This window comes from Massilia litorea, from assembly GCF_015101885.1.
GTDB lineage: Bacteria > Pseudomonadota > Gammaproteobacteria > Burkholderiales > Burkholderiaceae_D > Telluria > Telluria litorea.
The window spans coordinates 2,281,027-2,298,530 of sequence record NZ_CP062941.1; the positions used below are offsets into that span (position 1 = coordinate 2,281,027).

General features: G+C 65.9%; 11 protein-coding genes. 8 read left to right on the top strand and 3 right to left on the bottom strand.

The genetic code is table 11. From position 1 onward, the window contains the following. The first annotated feature begins 8 nt into the window (after window positions 1-8). From LPB04_RS10105 to LPB04_RS10115, 3 genes are all read left to right on the top strand, one after another. Complete coding sequence (locus LPB04_RS10105; protein WP_193688543.1) at window positions 9-1,640, top strand: alpha-D-glucose phosphate-specific phosphoglucomutase; 1,632 nt, start codon at window positions 9-11, stop codon at window positions 1,638-1,640. 23 nt (window positions 1,641-1,663) lie between these two features. Then, entirely contained in the window at window positions 1,664-3,331 is a 1,668-nt protein-coding gene (locus tag LPB04_RS10110) for an alpha-amylase family glycosyl hydrolase (protein WP_193688544.1), read from the top strand. Between the two features lie 214 nt (window positions 3,332-3,545). Further along, a complete protein-coding gene (locus tag LPB04_RS10115; RefSeq protein WP_193688545.1) occupies window positions 3,546-5,177 on the top strand; it encodes a methyl-accepting chemotaxis protein in 1,632 nt (543 codons plus the stop codon). Window positions 5,178-5,209: 32 nt separating this feature from the next. On the opposite strand, the gene LPB04_RS10120 is transcribed toward LPB04_RS10115, so the two are convergent. Continuing rightward, a complete protein-coding gene (locus tag LPB04_RS10120) occupies window positions 5,210-5,506 on the bottom strand; it encodes a hypothetical protein (RefSeq protein WP_193688546.1) in 297 nt (98 codons plus the stop codon). 177 nt (window positions 5,507-5,683) lie between these two features. Between LPB04_RS10120 and LPB04_RS10125 the strand changes: the two genes are divergently transcribed. The 5 genes from LPB04_RS10125 (at window position 5,684) to LPB04_RS10145 (ending at window position 13,074) form a co-directional block, all read left to right on the top strand. After that, a complete protein-coding gene (locus LPB04_RS10125; RefSeq protein ID WP_193688547.1) occupies window positions 5,684-7,549 on the top strand; it encodes a glucokinase in 1,866 nt (621 codons plus the stop codon). Between the two features lie 7 nt (window positions 7,550-7,556). After that, entirely contained in the window at window positions 7,557-7,853 is a 297-nt protein-coding gene (locus LPB04_RS10130) for a hypothetical protein (RefSeq protein WP_193688548.1), read from the top strand. Between the two features lie 186 nt (window positions 7,854-8,039). Next, window positions 8,040-9,854, top strand: a complete 1,815-nt coding sequence (locus LPB04_RS10135) for a sensor histidine kinase (RefSeq protein WP_193688549.1) — start codon at window positions 8,040-8,042, stop codon at window positions 9,852-9,854. Between the two features lie 120 nt (window positions 9,855-9,974). Next, on the top strand, window positions 9,975-11,420 hold the full coding sequence (locus LPB04_RS10140; protein WP_193688550.1) for an ATPase domain-containing protein: 1,446 nt from the start codon (window positions 9,975-9,977) through the stop codon (window positions 11,418-11,420). Continuing rightward, window positions 11,410-13,074, top strand: coding sequence for a response regulator (locus tag LPB04_RS10145; protein WP_193688551.1), 1,665 nt, complete (start codon window positions 11,410-11,412; stop codon window positions 13,072-13,074). Before LPB04_RS10140 ends, LPB04_RS10145 begins: the two co-directional genes overlap by 11 nt. A 12-nt stretch (window positions 13,075-13,086) precedes the next feature. Here LPB04_RS10145 and LPB04_RS10150 read toward each other — a convergent pair whose 3' ends face one another. Together LPB04_RS10150 and LPB04_RS10155 are read right to left on the bottom strand one after the other, a co-directional pair. Continuing rightward, the gene (locus LPB04_RS10150; RefSeq protein ID WP_193688552.1) at window positions 13,087-15,813 is read right to left on the bottom strand and encodes an alpha-1,6-glucosidase domain-containing protein; all 2,727 of its coding nucleotides are present in this window, start codon (window positions 15,811-15,813) and stop codon (window positions 13,087-13,089) included. Window positions 15,814-15,873: 60 nt separating this feature from the next. Beyond that, on the bottom strand, window positions 15,874-17,484 hold the full coding sequence (locus tag LPB04_RS10155; protein ID WP_407943889.1) for a POT-type proton-dependent oligopeptide transporter: 1,611 nt from the start codon (window positions 17,482-17,484) through the stop codon (window positions 15,874-15,876). Between the last annotated feature and the right edge of the window lie 20 nt (window positions 17,485-17,504).

Sequence of the window (17,504 nt, forward strand, 5' to 3'; positions counted from 1 at the left end):
AGCGAAGCATGACGATTCAGACCGTGGCAACGACGCCATTTGCCGGCCAGCGTCCGGGTACCTCGGGCCTGCGCAAGAAGGTGACCGAGTTCCAGCAGCCGGGCTACCTCGAGAATTTTGTCGAAGCGATTTTCCTGACCCTGGGCGACTGCAGCGGACGCACCCTGGTGCTCGGCGGCGACGGCCGCTATTTCAACCGCGACGCGATCCAGACCATCCTCCACATGGCCGCCGCCCACGGCGTGGCGCGCATGCTGGTCGGGCGCGGCGGCATCCTGTCCACGCCGGCGGTGAGCTGCGTGATCCGCAAGCACGGCGCCTTCGGCGGCATCGTGCTGTCGGCCAGCCACAACCCCGGCGGCCCGGACGGCGACTTCGGCATCAAGTACAACATCGAGAACGGCGGCCCGGCCCCGGAAAAGGTCACCGAGGCGATCTTCGCCCATACCCAGACCCTGAGCGCTTACCGCATCAGCGATGCACCGCCGGTCAACCTCGATGAAATCGGCACCACCTCGCTCGAAGGCATGCAAGTGGAGGTCATCGACCCGGTCGCCGACTACGCGGAGCTGATGGGACGCCTGTTCGACTTCGACGCCATCCGCGCGCTGTTCAAGCGCGGCTTCACCATGAAATTCGACGGCATGAGCGCCGTTTCCGGACCCTACGCAAGGGCGATCATCGAAGGAGTGCTCGGCGCGCCTGCGGGCACCGTCATCAACGGCGAGCCGCTGGAAGATTTCGGCGGCCACCATCCGGACCCGAATCCCGTCAACGCCGCCGAACTGGTCGCCTTGATGAACGGCCCCGACGCGCCCGACTTCGGCGCGGCGTCGGACGGCGACGGCGACCGCAACATGATCGTCGGCCGCGGCATCGCGGTGACGCCTTCCGACAGCCTGGCCATCATCGCCGCGAATGCGACGCTGGCGCCGGGCTACGCCGCCGGCATCAAGGGCATCGCCCGTTCGATGCCGACCTCCACCGCCGCCGACCGCGTGGCCGAGGCGCTCGGCATTTCCTGCTTCGAGACCCCGACCGGCTGGAAGTACTTCGGCAACCTGATGGATGCCGGCATGGTCACGCTCTGCGGCGAAGAGAGCTACGGCACCGGATCAAGCCACGTGCGCGAGAAGGATGGCCTGTGGGCGGTGCTGTTCTGGCTGAACCTGCTGGCCGTGACGGGCAAACCAGTCGAGCAGTTCGTTGCCGAACACTGGGCGCGCTTCGGCCGCAATTATTATTCGCGCCACGACTACGAAGCCGTCGACGCCACGGCAGCGGATGCCATGATGGCCGCGCTGTGTGCGAAGCTGCCGAAGCTGGCCGGCCAGACCCTGGGCGGCTATCGCGTGGCGCTGGCCGACGATTTCGTCTACACCGACCCGGTCGACGGCTCCGTCGCCTCGAAGCAGGGCGTGCGCATCGTCATGAGCGACGGCTCGCGCATCGTGTTCCGCCTGTCCGGTACCGGCACCGAAGGCGCCACCATCCGTGTCTACCTCGAACGCTACGAGGCCGACCCGGCACGCCACCATCTCGAGACCCAGCAAGCCTTGTCCGGCCTGGTCGCGATTGCCGACGGCGTGTCCGAACTGCGCCAGCGCACCGGCCGCCAGCGGCCGAGCGTGATTACCTGACCACTTTTTACCAGGAACCCTGCATGAAATTATCCGCACTTGCCGTCTCCCTGCTGTTCGCCACGCAAACGGCGAATGCGGCCCCCGCACCCTGGGCCGCGCCGTCGAAACCTTTCGTGTGGGAGAACGCGACCGTCTACTTCCTGCTGACGGACCGCTTCAACAACGGCAATCCGGATAACGACCATGCCTATGGCCGCAAGGACGATGCCGCGAAGCTGCGCGGTTTCATGGGGGGCGACTTCGCCGGCATCACGGCGAAGATCAAGGAGGGTTATTTCAACGAGCTGGGCGTGACCGCCCTGTGGATCACGCCGCCGGTCGAGCAGATCCACGCCGGCACCGACGAAGGGACCGGCAAGAGCTACGGCTTCCACGGCTACTGGGCGCGCGATTTCACCGCCATCGACGCCAACCTCGGCACCGAGGACGAGCTGCGCACCCTGGTCGACACCGCCCATGCGCACGGCCTGCGCGTGCTGTTCGACGTGGTCATGAACCACACCGGCCCGGTCACCGGGAGCGATCCGGTGTGGCCGGCGGACTGGGTGCGTACCGGTCCCACCTGCACCTACAAGGATGCGCGCACGACGATCGACTGCACGCTCGTCAAAAACCTGCCGGACATTCGCACCGACAGCAACAAGCCGGTCGCGCTGCCGCCTGCGCTGGTCGAGAAATGGAAACGCGAAGGGCGCTACGAGCGCGAAGTCAGGGAGCTCGACGCCTTCTTCAAGCGCACCGGCTATCCGCGTGCGCCGCGCTACTACCTGGTGAAATGGCATGCCGACTGGGTGCGCAAATATGGCGTCGACGGCTTCCGGGCCGACACGGTAAAACACACCGAGCCGGGCGTGTGGAAGGATCTCAAAAAAGTCGCGAGCGCCGCCTTCGAGGACTGGAAGAAGGCGAATCCGGCGAAGAAGCTGGGCGACACTCCGTTCTACATGACGGCCGAGGTCTACAACTACGCCATCAAGCATGGCCGCGCTTTCGACCTGGGCGGCATGACGGTGGACTATCCGGCGCAAGGCTTCGACAGCATGATCAACTTCGCGATGAAGGCGGACGCCGTCGAGTCGTACGAGAAGCTGTTCAGCGAGTATTCACAGGCGCTGCAAGGGCCGATGAAAGGCTATTCGGTGCTGAACTACCTCAGCTCGCACGACGACGGCGAACCGTATGACGCGTTGCGCCAGCGTCCTTACGAGTCGGCCAACAAACTGCTGCTGGCGCCGGGCGCAGCGCAGATCTACTACGGCGACGAGACGGCACGCCTGTTGAAAGTGGAGGGCGCCGAGGGCGACGCCACGCTGCGCTCCTTCATGAACTGGGACGAACTGGCGGCGAACGCCCAGCGCGGCCTGAACCGCGTGATGGATGTACGCGAGCACTGGGCGAAACTGGGGCGCTTCCGCCAGGCCCATCCCGCCGTCGGTGCCGGCGTGCACCGCATGATCCAGCACTATCCGTACACCTTCAAACGCACGTATGAAAAGAACGGTGTGGTCGACCGCGTTGTCATCGCGCTGGGGCTGCCGGTCGACAAACCGGCGGCAGTGCCGGTGACGGGCGTCTTCCTCGATGGCCAGACCGTGCGCGACGGCTATTCGGGCAAGACGGCGGTCGTCAAAAACGGCAAGGTGCAGTTCGATGCGCGTTATCCGGTGGTGCTGATCGGGCAGGAGTAGGACCCGGCCGGCACAGGTAGTTGCCGACGTGTTCATACCTGTTATGCATGCGATATTAGCTGTGAAAACTTTGTTACTGGAGCGTTGTATGGCGCCCACCTGATTGTGGTGAAAGTTTCACACAAGCTACATTTTTTGCATTGAGTGATTGTTTGTTGTTTCGTAGGAGTTATCCTACCTGGGCATCTCGTCCATACAAACAACAGGCTTACTCATGAACATGTCGAACTTCAAGATTGGCACACGTCTCAGCGGTGCTTTTGCAATTCTCCTCCTGTTGCTGGGCGTCGTGCTCGCCAGCGCCCTGTGGCAGCTCTCGCGCATCGATGAAGCCAAGGCCATCATGGTCGGCACGAACTACAAGGCCAAGCTGGCGGCCGCCTGGCGCGAGGGCGTGGCCACCAACAGCGTACGCACGCTCGCGAAAGCCAATACCATCGATGCGGCCGAGGAAAAACACCTGGATGCCGAAATGAAGGCAGTCAGCGCCCAGGTCAGCAAGGTGCAGGACGAACTGGCCGCCCTGGTGACGAGCGAGAAGGGCAAGGAGAACCTGCGCCTCGTCGCCGAGCAGCGCAAGGTCTACACCACGGTCCGCAACGACCTGTTCAAGCGCAAGGCCGATTGGGGCGTGGACGACGTGTTCAGGAAAAACGTGGACCAGACCCTGGTGCCGGAGATGAAAAAATACCTGGCCGCCGTCGACAATGTCGTCGCCTACCAGGATTCGCTGTTCCAGGCCGCGAACACCCGCATCGACGAGGTGTATGCCGATTCGCGCAAGATCCTGATCGCGCTGGGCGTGTTTGCCCTGGCCTGCGGCGTCGCGCTCGGCACCACGCTGACGCGCAGCATCACGCGTCCCCTCGCGCGCGCAGTGGCGCTGGCGCAGCAGGTCGCGTCCGGCGACCTGACCGCCGATATCCGCGTGTCGTCGAAAGACGAAGTAGGGGCATTGCTGTCGGCCCTGAAAGACATGAACGAAAGCTTGCTGAAGACCGTCGCCGAGGTGCGCACCGGCACGGACACGATTGTCACGGCTTCCCAGCAGATCGCCGCCGGCAACCTGGACCTGTCGTCCCGGACAGAACAGCAGGCAAGTTCGCTGGAAGAGACGGCGTCCTCGATGGAGGAGCTGACCAGTACCGTCAGGCAGAACGCCGACAACGCACGCGAAGCGAACGCGCTGGCGCAGGACGCATCGAGCATCGCCACCCGTGGCGGCCAGGTCGTCTCCCAGGTGGTCGACACGATGGCTTCGATCAACGAATCGTCGAAGAAGATCGCGGACATCATCGCGGTCATCGACGGCATCGCCTTCCAGACCAACATCCTGGCCCTGAATGCCGCGGTCGAGGCGGCGCGCGCGGGCGAGCAGGGCCGCGGTTTCGCCGTGGTCGCGTCCGAAGTGCGCAACCTGGCGCAGCGCTCGGCGGCGGCGGCCAAGGAAATCCGCGGGCTGATCACCGATTCCGTGAGCAAGGTCGAAACCGGCGGCCACCTGGTCGAAGAGGCGGGCGCCACCATGCAGGAGATCGTGCAGGGTATTTCGCGCGTGACCGCCATCATGTCCGGCATCGCCAGCGCGAGTGCCGAGCAGACGCTGGGCATCGAGCAGGTCAATGCGGCGATTACGCAGATGGACGACGTCACGCAGCAGAATGCGGCCCTGGTCGAAGAGGCCGCAGCCGCGGCCACGTCGCTCGAGGAGCAGGCCGCCTCCCTGGCGCAGCTGGTCAGCACCTTCAAGCTCGACGGCAGCGCCGGCGGCCAGGGGGCCATGCACGCTGCGGGCGAGCGTGCAGGCGCATCGGGTCAAGCGTCGCGGCGCCTGGCCCTGGCCTGAGCCGCCAGACAGGGGCGATCGTGCGTGAACTGCTACCGCAAAAGGATTGAAGCACGCTGCCGGTAGCGGTACGTGAACGACGATGCCTGGCTTTGGCGCACTGCGTAGCGTGCGGACGGTCCGGGGTATTCCTCCAGCGACCAGGTGTGGATGACGCAGTTGTCATGCAGCCGGCGCTGGCCGGGTTGCCGCAATACGCGGCAAGCCGTCTCCATGGCCACGCCAGCTTCGCACAGCATGCGGGTTGCGGCGTACATTCCCTGCGCGCGCAAGATATTGATCGACGCATCGATCAGCTCGGCGGATACATGGTTTTCACGAGGGTTCATCAGGGGACTATAGTCCCGGATCGACCGGGTGTGTGAATTCGTTCAATGGCGCACCGCAACTGTATGCGGGCGCCATCCGGCCACGCATGGGGCGGCCGGCAATCGATAGCCGGCTGGTAGCAATCAAACAATGCTATCCTGTGCGCCTCCCAGGTATCCCAGCCGTACAGCACTGCCATGATCACCGAACCAGACACCGAACAAAAATCCAGCCGTGCCTCCTACGCCGACGGCCCGCGCCTGCTGGCCGACATCGGCGCCACCCACGCCCGCTTCACGCTCGAGACGGCGCCCGGCGTGTTCCGCCAGACGGCGGTGCTGCGCTGCGACGACTACAGCGGCATCGTCCCGCTGCTGAACGCGTATCTCAGCCCATCCATCGCCGAGCAGAAGGGCGAGCGCATCACGCATGCGGCCTTCGCCATGGCCAATCCGGTCAGCGGAGACATGGTGCGCATGACCAACCGCGACTGGCAGTTTTCGACCGACGAAGTGCGGCGCACGATGGGATGGTCGACCCTGGTCATCGTCAACGACTTCACGGCCCTCGCCATGGCGCTGCCGGGCCTGCAGGCGAACGACGTGCTGCAGGTCGGCGGCGGCAAGGCCCAGCCGCACGCGGTGGCGGGCGTGCTCGGCGCCGGCACGGGTCTCGGCGTGTCGGGCGTGATCCCGACGGCCGACGGCTTCGTCACCCTGGGCAGCGAAGGCGGCCACGTCAACTTCGCCCCGAGCGACGAGCGCGAGTTCGCGATCCTGCAATACGCCTGGCGCGAGTGGCCGCACGTGTCGAACGAACGCATCCTGTCCGGTCCCGGCATGGAACTGGTCTACCGCGCGCTGGCCGAACGCAAGGGCGTGCAGGCGCCCGCGCGCACGGCCGCCGAGATCGTCGCCTGCGCGCTGGACGAACGCGATGCGCTGTGCCTCGAGGTGCTCGAATGCTTCGCCGGCATGCTCGGCGGCGCGGCGGCCAACCTGGCGCTGACCCTCGGCGCCTTCGGCGGCATTTTTATTGGCGGCGGCATCGTGCCGCGCATCGCGCAGTGGTTTGCGACCTCTCCGTTTCGCGCGCGCTTCGAGGCGAAAGGGCGTTTTACGGACTACCTCGCCGCGATCCCGACCTATGTGATCATGACCCCCAATCCCGCCCTGCGCGGCGTGTCGACGATCCTGTCCGAACACCTGCGCGGGCGCAGCGGCGCGAATACCCTGATGGAGCGCGTCCAGCACCTGCAGCACGAACTGTCGCCTGCCGAGCAGCGTGTGGCCGCCCTGGTGCTCGAGCATCCCCGTAAAGTGCTGTCGGAGCCGATCGCCGAGATCGCGCGCCTGGCCGACGTCAGCCAGCCGACCGTGATCCGCTTCTGCCGCTCGCTCGGCTTCCAGGGCCTGGCCGAATTCAAATTGAAATTCGCCGGCAGCCTGACCGGTTCGATCCCGGTGCGCCACAGCCAGGTGCGCATGAGCGACAGCACCCATGACCTGTCGGCCAAGGTGATCGACAACACCGTCTCCGCGATCCTGAAATTCCGCGACGGCCTCGACGTGCACGCGATCGACCGCGCGATCGCGATGTTGAAAAATGCCGGCAAGGTCGAGTTCTATGCGATGGGCAACGCGCGCGTGGTCGCGCTCGACGGCCAGCATAAATTCTTCCGCTTCCGCATCCCGACCACGGCCCACGGCGACGCCCACCTGTTCCAGCTCGCTGCCGAACTGCTCAAACCGAACGATGTGGTCATCGCGATTTCGACGGCGGGGCAGGCGCCCGAACTGCTGTCGGCCGTGGACGCCGCGCGCCGCGCCGGCGCCGGCGTGATCGCCATCACCAGCAGCAAATCGGCGCTGGCGAAGAAGGCGGACGTCTGCCTGGCGGTCGACCACGCCGAGGACAGCACGGTCTTCCTGTCGATGATTTCGCGCATCCTGCAGCTGCTCCTGATCGACATCATGGCGGTCGGGATTTCACTCGGTGCCCAGGCGGGGCAGGATGGGGACATCGAGGCGAGGAAGCTGCTCATTTCGCACCTGGACGTGTAGCGCCGGCATGGACGACAGCAAACGCAACGAACTCCTACGAATGGGCTGGGAGATACACGCTGCCGTCGAAGAGGCTTACCTGCTTCATCCGGCGACAAGGAACGACCCCGGCGCATGGCAGGCCAGGCAGCGCCTGCTGCTGGCTGACATGGCCATCCATTTGCTGCAGACGGCGATCGGGCCCGGGGACATCGAGCTCGAGAAGCTGCGAAACAACCTGCACGCGATTCTCACCATTTCAGACCAGTTCCTGCCTCAGGCCGGGTTGAAGCGGGCGACTGAAACCTTGTATGCCGGGCGCTGACATCAGGGGCGCCGCCAGCGGTATTGGTCAACAAAGGCCTGCCTGGACAAAATAGCAAGCTGGCCACTCCAGGGTGCCAGGGACAGGCTTTATGATGAAGGCCGGGCATGCTAAAGTGCAAGTTGGGCGGTTTTACAATATCCGGCAGATTTCCCGCCGCGATGCCGTCGACGTGGCTGGGAATTGATGAAAACACGCAGTTACCTCCTCTTGATGCTGGTTGCGATCATCGTGCCGGTGGCTTGCCTGGCAATCCTCGGCTTATCGATGTTGCTGCGCTTCGAGCAGGAGTCGCGTTTTCGCAGCATCGAGGAAATCGCGAAATCGACCTCCCTGATGATCGACGGCGAAATCGCCGCCGCTGAAGCATCCGTCACCACGATCGCCCATTCGCACGATCTCAGGACGGACAACTTCGAGCGCCTGTACACCCTCCTGTCCGCGACGCGGACCTCCCCCCTGAGCTGGACCCTGATCGCCGACTACGAAGGGAACGGGCTGCTCAACACGCTGATGCCCTACGGTACGCCCCTGGCCAGGCGTTCAGGGAAATGGGCGGCGATCGCCTACGATAAGCAAAAGTCGTCTGTCGGCGGTTACTTCATCGGCGCGCGTTCGCAGCGCGGCGTGGTGTCGGTCAACGTTCCGGTGCCTGCGTCGGCCGGCAAGAAATACGTCGTCACCCAGATTTTCGATCCAAGCTATTTCAATAAAGTCTTCCGCAAGAACACGCTGCCCGCGAGCTGGATCGTCGGCGTGTTCGACGCGAACGGCGTCTCGATCGCGCGCAACCGCAATCCGGAGAAAATGATAGGAGGGCGGGTGCGCCCCGAACTGTTCGACGCCTCCCGCCGCCGGCAAAGCGGGCTGGTACGCCACATGACCCGGGACGGCATCGAGGTCTACGACACCTTCGTGCGCTCGGAATTGACCGGCTGGACCGTTGCCGTCGGGGTGCCGGTCGGGGAAATCGAATCGGCTGCGCGCATGACCACCTGGTTCGCCGCGATGGCCTTGTTGGGCGTGCTGGGAGGCGCGGTGGGGATTGCCGTCTTCTTCGGCCACCGGATCGACAAGTCGCTGCGCAACGCCACCCTGGCGGCCCATGCACTGGCGCTGGGACGCGTGACCCCGGCCACCCGCTCGCAGCTGAACGAAGTGAACGTGCTGCTGGAAGAACTGCACCGAAGCAGCCTGGCCCTGTCGCAGGAAAGCGCGGCGCGCGAGGCACTCGAGCGCGAGCGGGCACGCCTGTTGACGAGCGAACGCGCCGCCAGGAAGCAGGCCGAAGCCCAGAGCGACGCCAAGGACCATTTCATCTCGATGCTGAGCCATGAACTGCGCAACCCGCTTGCGGCCATCAGCGGGGCGATGTCGGTGATCCGCCTGCCGTCCATGCCGGCGGCAAAAACCGAAAAGGCCTGGGAGATCGCGACGCGCCAGTTGCGGCAGCTGACCCGGATGGTGGAAGACCTGCTCGACGTGCGCCGGGTCTTGTCCGGCAAGGTGATGATCGAGAAAGCGCGCGTGAATATCGGCAGCGTCGTGAAATTCTGCTGCGATTCCAGGATCATGGCGACAGCCTCGAAGCACGAATGGCAGATCCATACCGAGGACGCCTGGGTCATGGGCGACAAGACCCGCCTCGAGCAGGTCGTCGACAACCTGCTGGTCAACGCCATGAAATATTCGCCGGAGGGCAGCACGATCAGCGTCCGCAACTACGCGGCCGACGGCATGGCGGTGATCGAGGTGATCGATAAAGGTGTCGGCATGGAGGCCGATGTTTTGCCGACCATCTTCGACTCCCTGGTGCAGGGGCCGACGACCATCGACCGTTCCCTTGGTGGATTGGGACTGGGCCTCTCGATCGCGAAAGGGCTGGTCGAACTCCACGATGGAACGATCACTGCGCACAGCGAAGGCGTGGGCAGGGGCAGCACCTTCGTCGTACGCTTGCCGCTGGCCGAACCGGATGCGGAGGCTGTTCCTCAAGCATAGAAAGGAATGCGCGCCACTGTTAGGCAAGGCACATTTGATGCGATTTGTATATTTTATAATTCGCCGACATATGCCCACTTGCCAGCGGCAGCGCCATCCAATCTTATGTAAGGGGCATTCATGCATGCCGATATTGAACGAATCCAGACGGGCATCCCGGAGCTCGACGCGGTCCTGCGCGGCGGCCTGATCCGCCGCCGTGTCCACCTGATCGAAGGCCGGCCGGGAACCGGCAAGACCACCCTCGGGCTGCGCTACCTGATCCACGGCGCCTCGCTCGGCGAAGGCTGCCTGTACCTGACGCTGTCGGAAAGCCGGGAAGAGCTGCTCGCGAACGCGCACAGCCACGGCTGGAACCTGGACGGCATCGAGATCGAGGAAATCATGCCGATCGCGCCGGACACCAGGGCCTCGCAGACGATCCTGCTGCCGACCGACAGCGAGCTGTCGGCCCTGGTGGCACGCATCGCCGAACGCATTGCGCACAGCGGCGCCAGGCGGGTCGTCATCGATTCGATGGTCGAAGTGCGCCTGCTGGCGCGTGACAGCGCCCATTACCGGCGCCAGATCATCGACCTGCGCCAGCGCCTGGCCGAGTTCCAGGCGACCGTCATCCTGCTCGACGACCTGACCTCCGACGGCCGCGAGTTCGAGCTGCAAAGCGCGGTGCACGGCGTGGTCACGCTCGAACAGCTCGAGCGCAGCTTCGGTGCCACGCGGCGCCGGCTGCGCGTGGTCAAGCTGCGCGGCGGCGACTTCCAGAGCGGCTGGCACGACTACGCCATCAAGAAAAGCGAAATCCTGGTCTTCCCCAGCTTGATCGCCCAGGAGCACCATCGCGACGACGACGTGCTCGACATCCTCAGCAAGGTCGATAGCCTCGACCGCCTGGTCGGCGGCGCGCTCATCGCCGGCAGCTCGACGATGGTGGTTGGTCCGTCGGGCTCCGGCAAGTCCACGCTGGCCCTGCAATACGCGCTGTCGGTCGTCGAAAGCGGCCGCCAGGTCGGCTACTTCACCTTCGACGAGTCGGAGGTCACGCTGCGCTCGCGCATGGTCGAACACATGCATCAGGACGACGCGACCGACGAACAGCGCCTGTTCCACCTGCAGCGGGTCAATCCCTCGCGCATCTCGCCCGGCGAATTCATCTGGAACGTGCGGCGCCTGGTCGAGGACCGCGGCGCGCGCCTGATCATCATCGACTGCATCAATTCCTATCTCGACGTGATTCGCGAGGAAAAGTCGCTGCTGCTGCAGATGAACGAACTGTTCTCCTACCTGAGCAACATGAACGTGACCTCGATCATCGTCGGCGCCCATTCGGCCCGCCTCGATACCTCGAAGGAACCGGACGCGCTCAGCATCATCACGGACAACATCATTTCGCTGCGCTACTACGAGCACGACAACGTCGTGCGCAAGGCCATCTGCATGCTCAAGCGCCGCCACGGCCGCCATGAGCACGACGTGCGCGAATTCCACCTGACCGATGCGGGTATCGAGATCGGCGCGCGGGTCGCGGTACCGGTCGTCGAGTCGGGAGGCATGCCCCTTGAGTTCTGACGCGCTCGGCGCCGTCGCGGCCATCTTCGCGCCGATCGAAGGCGACGCCCACACGCTGCGCCTGATGCTGGAAGAAGAGGGCGTGCAGGTGCAGGCGTGCGCCGACGAGCAAGCCTTCTATGCCGCCCTCGGCGACTGCACCTGGTGCGCGGTCGTCACCGAGGAAGGCCTGGACCGCTGTTCGCTCGAAGGCCTGGACGCGAGCCTGCGGCGCCAGCCGCCCTGGTCTGACCTGCCGGTGCTGACGCTGGCCGGCCCGGACGGCGGCAAGGTCGACAGCAACCGCTTCGCGCGCCTGGCGCGCATCGGCAATATCACCCTGATCGAACGGCCCACCTCGCGCGAGGTGCTCCTGATGTCGATCCGCGCGGCCCTGCGCACGCGCCGCCTGCAGTTTGCCCTGCGCGATCAATGGCAGGCCTTGCAGGAGCATGCCGGCTCGCTCGAGGAAGCGGTGCGCGAACGCACGCTGTCGCTGGAGCGCGAAGTGGGCGAGCGGCGCCGCGTCGAACGGGCGCTGGCCGAGGCGCGCCGGCTCGAATCGCTGGGCCGGCTGACAGGGGGCGTGGCGCACGACTTCAACAACATCCTGCAGGTGATCTCGGGTTCGGAGACACTGCTGCGCATGCTGCTGGCAAAGGACGCCAATCCGCGCAGCGAGCGAGCGCTCGACAGCATCCGGCGCGCCGCCGGCCACGGCGCCGCCCTGACGCAGCAACTGCTGGCCTATGCACGCAGGCAGCCGCTGAACAACGTCGCCCTCGACCTGCCCCTGTACCTGAACGCCGCCGCCGAACTGCTGCTCGGATCGCTGGGACCGGGGATCGACTTGCGGCTGCAGATCGCACCCGCGCTGTGGCCGGTGTCGGTCGATCCGGCCCAGCTCGACGCAGCCTTGCTGAACGTGGCCGTCAACGCGCGCGACGCCATGCCCGGCGGCGGCAAGCTGGTGCTGGACGCGCGCAACCTGCACCTGCCCGATGCGGCCCTGCCGGAGGCGGGCGAGCTGGCCGGCGAATTCGTCTGCCTGGCCATGACCGACGAGGGCGAGGGCATGTCAGACAAGACGGCGCGCCAGGCCTTCGAACCCTTTTTCACGACCAAGGCCGTAGGCAAGGGCACCGGCCTGGGCCTGTCGCAGGTGTACGGCTTCGCCAGCCAGAGCGACGGCCTGGCCTTCATCCGGCGTGAAGCAGTGGGCACCACGGTCGGCATCCTGCTGCCGCGCAGCAGCCGCAAGGCCGAGGCGGTGCAGGGCGGCACGGCCGAGGTGGCGCCGCACTCCCTGTCCGGGGTGCGTGTCCTGTGCGTCGAGGACGATCCGGTCGTGGCCGAGACCATGTCCTCGCTGCTGGCGGTGCTCGACGCCGAGATCACGATCGTCGACAGCGCCGACGCCGCCATCGAGGCGGACTTCGACGAAGTCGACCTGGTGCTGTCGGACGTCATGATGCCCGGCCGGCTGGACGGCATCGGCCTGGTGAACTGGCTCGCCAGTCACCATCCGCAGATCCCTGTGGTGCTTACCAGCGGCTACATGGTCGATCCGGGCCGGCTGCAGACCTTGCGCATCCAGTTCCTGCGCAAGCCCTATACGCTGGGGGCGCTGACCAACGCCATCTCGCTGGCGCTGGACAAGGCGGCCAGTTCCTAGGCGCCGCCCGGCTCACTCCTCGACGAACACCACGGCCGTGCGCGGCGGAATGTCGAAGCTGCCGGCGGTGCTGTCGAAGCGCGCTTCGGCGGCGCGCTTGTCGCCGGCCGTGGCGGCGGCCTGCACCGGATGCAGGCGCAGCCGCATGCCGCGCGCCGCCTCGTCGGTGACGGTGTGCGCCAGCTTGTCGACATTGATGAAGTAACGGATGCCCGCAAAGCCCGCGCCTGGGTAGCCGCGCCCGTCCAGGTGCGCGGCGATCACGGTCGCCTCCTGCTGCGGCCCGACGTTGAAGAAGCGCAGGCGCTGCGCCACCTCGTCGGCCGTGCGCAGGCGGAACAGCGTCGAACTGGCGCGGATCGCCAGCAGGTCGCGGAAGGCGTCGCGCGTAAAAGCGATGTCTTGCGGCTGCGGACGCAAGGCCGGGTTGGCCAGCAGCGGCTTGAACAGCGGCCAGTCCTGCGCGTTGTCCGGCGCGGGCGGCAGGCCGGTGCCGAAATGATTGGTGCGGTAGGTCCAGTCGAGGCGGTTGAACCAGTCGCCGGAATTGAAGCTGTTGCGGTCCAGCGATTTGGAACGCAGGATGTCGGAACCGGCGTGAAAATAGGCCACGCCCTGGCTGAAGGCGTTGATGGCCAGGCCGAGTACCTGCACGCGGGCGCGCTCGGGCGTGGAGGTGGCGAGCGGCAGCTTGAGGGCGTTGGCGTCGTACAGGGTCTGGTTGTCGTGGTTCTCGACATAGTTGACGGTCTCGCCGGGCTGGCTCGCATAGCCGGCCGGCTGGCCGCCGTAGTCCATCTCCGCCAGCTTGCGCGTGACGCCATCCGCATTCACCAGCGGATAGCTGCGCAGGGTGCCGGCCAGGCCCACGCGGATCATGTCGGCGGCCTGCAGCAAGTCCGAGCGCGGGCGTTTGTCCGCCCTGGCGTTGGCGTCGTAGACGAGGCCGTTGATATAACCCTGACGCTTGATCACGGCCTCGCCCGCGTCTCCGGCACCGCCGCCGCGCGCGGCGTCGCGGGCGCGGTCGCTGAAGGTGCCGATGCCGCTGCCGTTCAGCGACAGCTGCGAGGCCTGCACGAAGCGCGCGCCGTTTTCCACCTCGCCGAAATTCCAGCCCTCGCCGATCAGCTGCACGCTACGGCCGGCGGCCTTGTCCACCGCTGCCTGCAGGCGCTCCATCGCCGCACGCGGCTGGTGCCCCATCAGGTCGAAGCGGAAGGAATCCATGCGGTAGTGCCTGGCCCACAGCACCGCCGAATCGATCATGAGTTTAGCCATCATGCGGTTCTCGGTCGCGGTGTTGTCGCAGCAGGTCGACTGGGCCACGGCGCCGGCCGCGTCGAGCCGGTGGTAGTAGCCGGGCACGATGCGGTCGAGGACCGATTTCTCCTTCTGGCCGGCGGCAAAGGTGTGGTTGTAGACCACGTCCATGCCGACGCGCAGGCCGGCGCGGTGCAGATTCATCACCATCTCGCGCAGCTCGATGATGCGGCGTGCACCGTCGCGCGGGTCGCTGGCGTAGCTGCCTTCGGGCGCGTTGTAGTGGTACGGGTCGTAGCCCCAGTTGTAGCAGTCGGTGCGGGCGGTTTTCATGACCAGCGCCTGCTGGCGCTCGCTGCTTGCCGCACCTGCCGGTTTCGGCAGCGCGCACCCGGTCTCGGGGACGCTGGCGATGTCGTAGACAGGCAGCAGGTGGATGTCGGTGAGACCTGCTTTTGCCAGCGCCTGCAAATGGCGCATGCCGTTCGAATGCGTTTCGCCGAAGGCCGTGTACTTGCCGCGCTTGTTCACGGGCACGCTGGTGTCGTCGCGCGAGAAGTCGCGCACGTGCAGTTCGTAGACGCTCATGTCGGCCGACGCCCTGACGGTATCGGGGGCGCGGTGCATGTCCCAGCCCTGCGGCTTGAGCCTGGCCGCGTCGAGGTCGGCGATGTAGCTGCGCTTCGAGTCGGTGGTGAGGCTGACCGAATACGGATCGGTGACCAGGTTGCGCACCAGGCCGCTGCCGTCGGCAACCACGTCGACGGCATACTTGTAGTAGCGGCCGGACAGGTCGCCGGCGGCCTGCGCGCTCCAGGCGCCGGTCGTTGCGTCGAAGGCCAGCGGGTGGATCGCGCGGGCGCGGCCCGTGCCCTTGTCGTAGATGCACACCGCTGCCTGCTGCGCGGTCGGCGCCCACAGTGTGAAGGTCGTGGCGCTTGCGCGCGGGGTGGCGCCGAGGTCGGGGATGGCTTCGGCGGCCGCGTACAGGTCGTCGAGGGCACCGGCCGCCTGCAGGCGCGTGGCGGCGAGGACGGTACCGCTCGCGTCTTCGCGCACCAGCACCAGCTGTTCGCGCTGCAGCTGCGCGATGCGGGAGAGGTCGGCGTCGTTCAGGGCCAGCACCGGGCCGGGCGCGACGTACTTGAAGCGCTGCGCCGCCGCGGGCGGAATGGCGCCGGCCTGCACTGCAAGTTCCAGCACGCCCGCCGCGCCTTGTACCTTCGCGCCGGCAGCGGCGACGATCGATCCGCCCGAGGAGTGGTAGAGGCGGAAGCGGCCCTCGCTTGCCATGCCGGGCCATTGGGCGAGGCGGCGATCGAGCCAGACGGCGCGCGCTTCGAGTCTGGCCGGGGCCGCGTGCAGGACCGTGGCGAAAGCGGGGCTGTCACAGGCCTGCAGCGGAATGGCGGCGTGGGCCTTGCCGGCAAGGCCGAGGAAAGAGAGGAGGAGGGCGCGGCGGATGGATGAGCTCATGCGCCGCATTTTAAAGGATGCCGGATATCGTACTCACGATATCCGGTATTCGAGCCTGCATCAGGCCTTGACGGCCGCCGGTGCCTGCGCAGTCTCGTTGCTGCGATAGTGGTCGACCATCCTGTAGCGCTTCGCGTACAAGCCGAACGCGATCGCGGCCAGCAAGGCAAAGGCCGCGAAGAAGTACATCTGGAAGGCGATCAGGCCCAGGCCCGAGTCGCGGATCCTGCCCAGCACGGCGTCGTTCTTGACGGCCGCGTTGACGACCAGCACCCACAGGTTGCCGACCGTGACGGCCAGGCTCCACAGGGCCATGATCGCGCCCTTCATCGAGGCCGGGGCCTGGCTGTAGGCGAATTCGAGGCCGGTGGCCGAAACCAGCACTTCGCCCATCGTCAACAGCGCATACGGCAGGATCTGCCAGGCCATCGAGGTCGGGGTGCCGGCGTCCATCGAGACCTGGATGGTGCCGATCACCAGCCAGGACAGGGCCGAGAAGGCGATACCGGCCGTCATGCGGCGCAGCGGCGTCGGCGTGAAGCCGATCTTCTGCAGCATCGGGAACAGCACCAGGTTGTTGAAGGGGATGAGCAGCATGACCAGCAGGGGATTCAGGGCCTGCATCTGCGCCGGCAGCAGCGTGAACTCGTTGCCGAAGATGGAGAAGGTCGTGATCATCGAATTGGCCTGCACCACCCAGGTCGAGGCCTTCTGGTCGAACAGCGACCAGAAGGGCGTGACCAGCGAAAACACGATCAGGATGCGCAGCACCGCGCGCACGCCGTCGACCGCCTCGTCCGGATGCAGGCCGCGCGCACGCTCGAGCTGCATCGAAGTGCCGATGCCGCCGAAAGCGAGCAGCAGCACCAGGGCCGTGCAGGCCGCGATCACGAAGCCCCATTGCGGCGTCATCGCCAGCGACAGCACGGCACCCGCCACGCCGGCCATGGCGACGGTGAGGCCGGGACGCCCTGCGCCCGGCGCATGCGCGAGCAGGGCGCTCTTCGCCACGCGCGTGAACGAATGCGGCGAGGCCGCGGCGGGCGGCACGTGCACGTACTTGCGGCGGCCGCTCCACAGCACCATGGTGGCGATGAACATCATCACGCCGGGGATGCCGAAGGCCACCGCAGGCCCGTAGTTTTTCAGGAACAGCGGCATCAGCAGCGAAGCGAAGAAGGAACCGAAATTGATGATCCAGTAGAAGGCGTCGAAAACGAGCTTCGCTTTTCCCTTGTTGGTCTGGTCGAACTGGTCGCCCACAAACGATGCGACCAGCGGCTTGATGCCGCCCGAGCCGAGCGCGATCAGGCCCAGGCCGAGGTAGAAGCCCTTGACGTTGTCCTCGAAAATGGCAAGGCAGGCGTGGCCCGCGACGTAGACGAGGCTGAGCCAGAACACGGTGTTGTACTTGCCGAAGAAGCGGTCGGCCAGCCAGCCGCCCAGCAGCGGGAAGAAGTAGACGCCGATGACGAAGGTGTGGAACACGTGCTTGGCTTCGCCCGTGCGCTCGGACTCCGGCAAGAAGAGCAGCAGGGTCGAAATCAGGAAGGGCGTGAGGATGTTGCGCATCCCGTAGAACGAGAAACGCTCGCAACCTTCGTTGGCGATGATGTAGGGGATCTGGCGGGGCATGCGTCCGCTGGTGGCGGTCGTCGTCGGCTGGCTCATGGCGCATCCTGAAATGGACA

Bases quoted from the DNA above. Each gene is read 5' to 3' on its own strand.
- LPB04_RS10105 (WP_193688543.1), top strand. From the start codon at position 9: ATGACGATTCAGACCGTGGCAACGACGCCATTTGCCGGCCAGCGTCCG.
- LPB04_RS10110 (WP_193688544.1), top strand. From the start codon at position 1,664: ATGAAATTATCCGCACTTGCCGTCTCCCTGCTGTTCGCCACGCAAACG.
- LPB04_RS10115 (WP_193688545.1), top strand. From the start codon at position 3,546: ATGAACATGTCGAACTTCAAGATTGGCACACGTCTCAGCGGTGCTTTT.
- LPB04_RS10120 (WP_193688546.1), bottom strand. From the start codon at position 5,506: ATGAACCCTCGTGAAAACCATGTATCCGCCGAGCTGATCGATGCGTCG.
- LPB04_RS10125 (WP_193688547.1), top strand. From the start codon at position 5,684: ATGATCACCGAACCAGACACCGAACAAAAATCCAGCCGTGCCTCCTAC.
- LPB04_RS10130 (WP_193688548.1), top strand. From the start codon at position 7,557: ATGGACGACAGCAAACGCAACGAACTCCTACGAATGGGCTGGGAGATA.
- LPB04_RS10135 (WP_193688549.1), top strand. From the start codon at position 8,040: ATGAAAACACGCAGTTACCTCCTCTTGATGCTGGTTGCGATCATCGTG.
- LPB04_RS10140 (WP_193688550.1), top strand. From the start codon at position 9,975: ATGCATGCCGATATTGAACGAATCCAGACGGGCATCCCGGAGCTCGAC.
- LPB04_RS10150 (WP_193688552.1), bottom strand. From the start codon at position 15,813: ATGAGCTCATCCATCCGCCGCGCCCTCCTCCTCTCTTTCCTCGGCCTT.
- LPB04_RS10155 (WP_407943889.1), bottom strand. From the start codon at position 17,484: ATGAGCCAGCCGACGACGACCGCCACCAGCGGACGCATGCCCCGCCAG.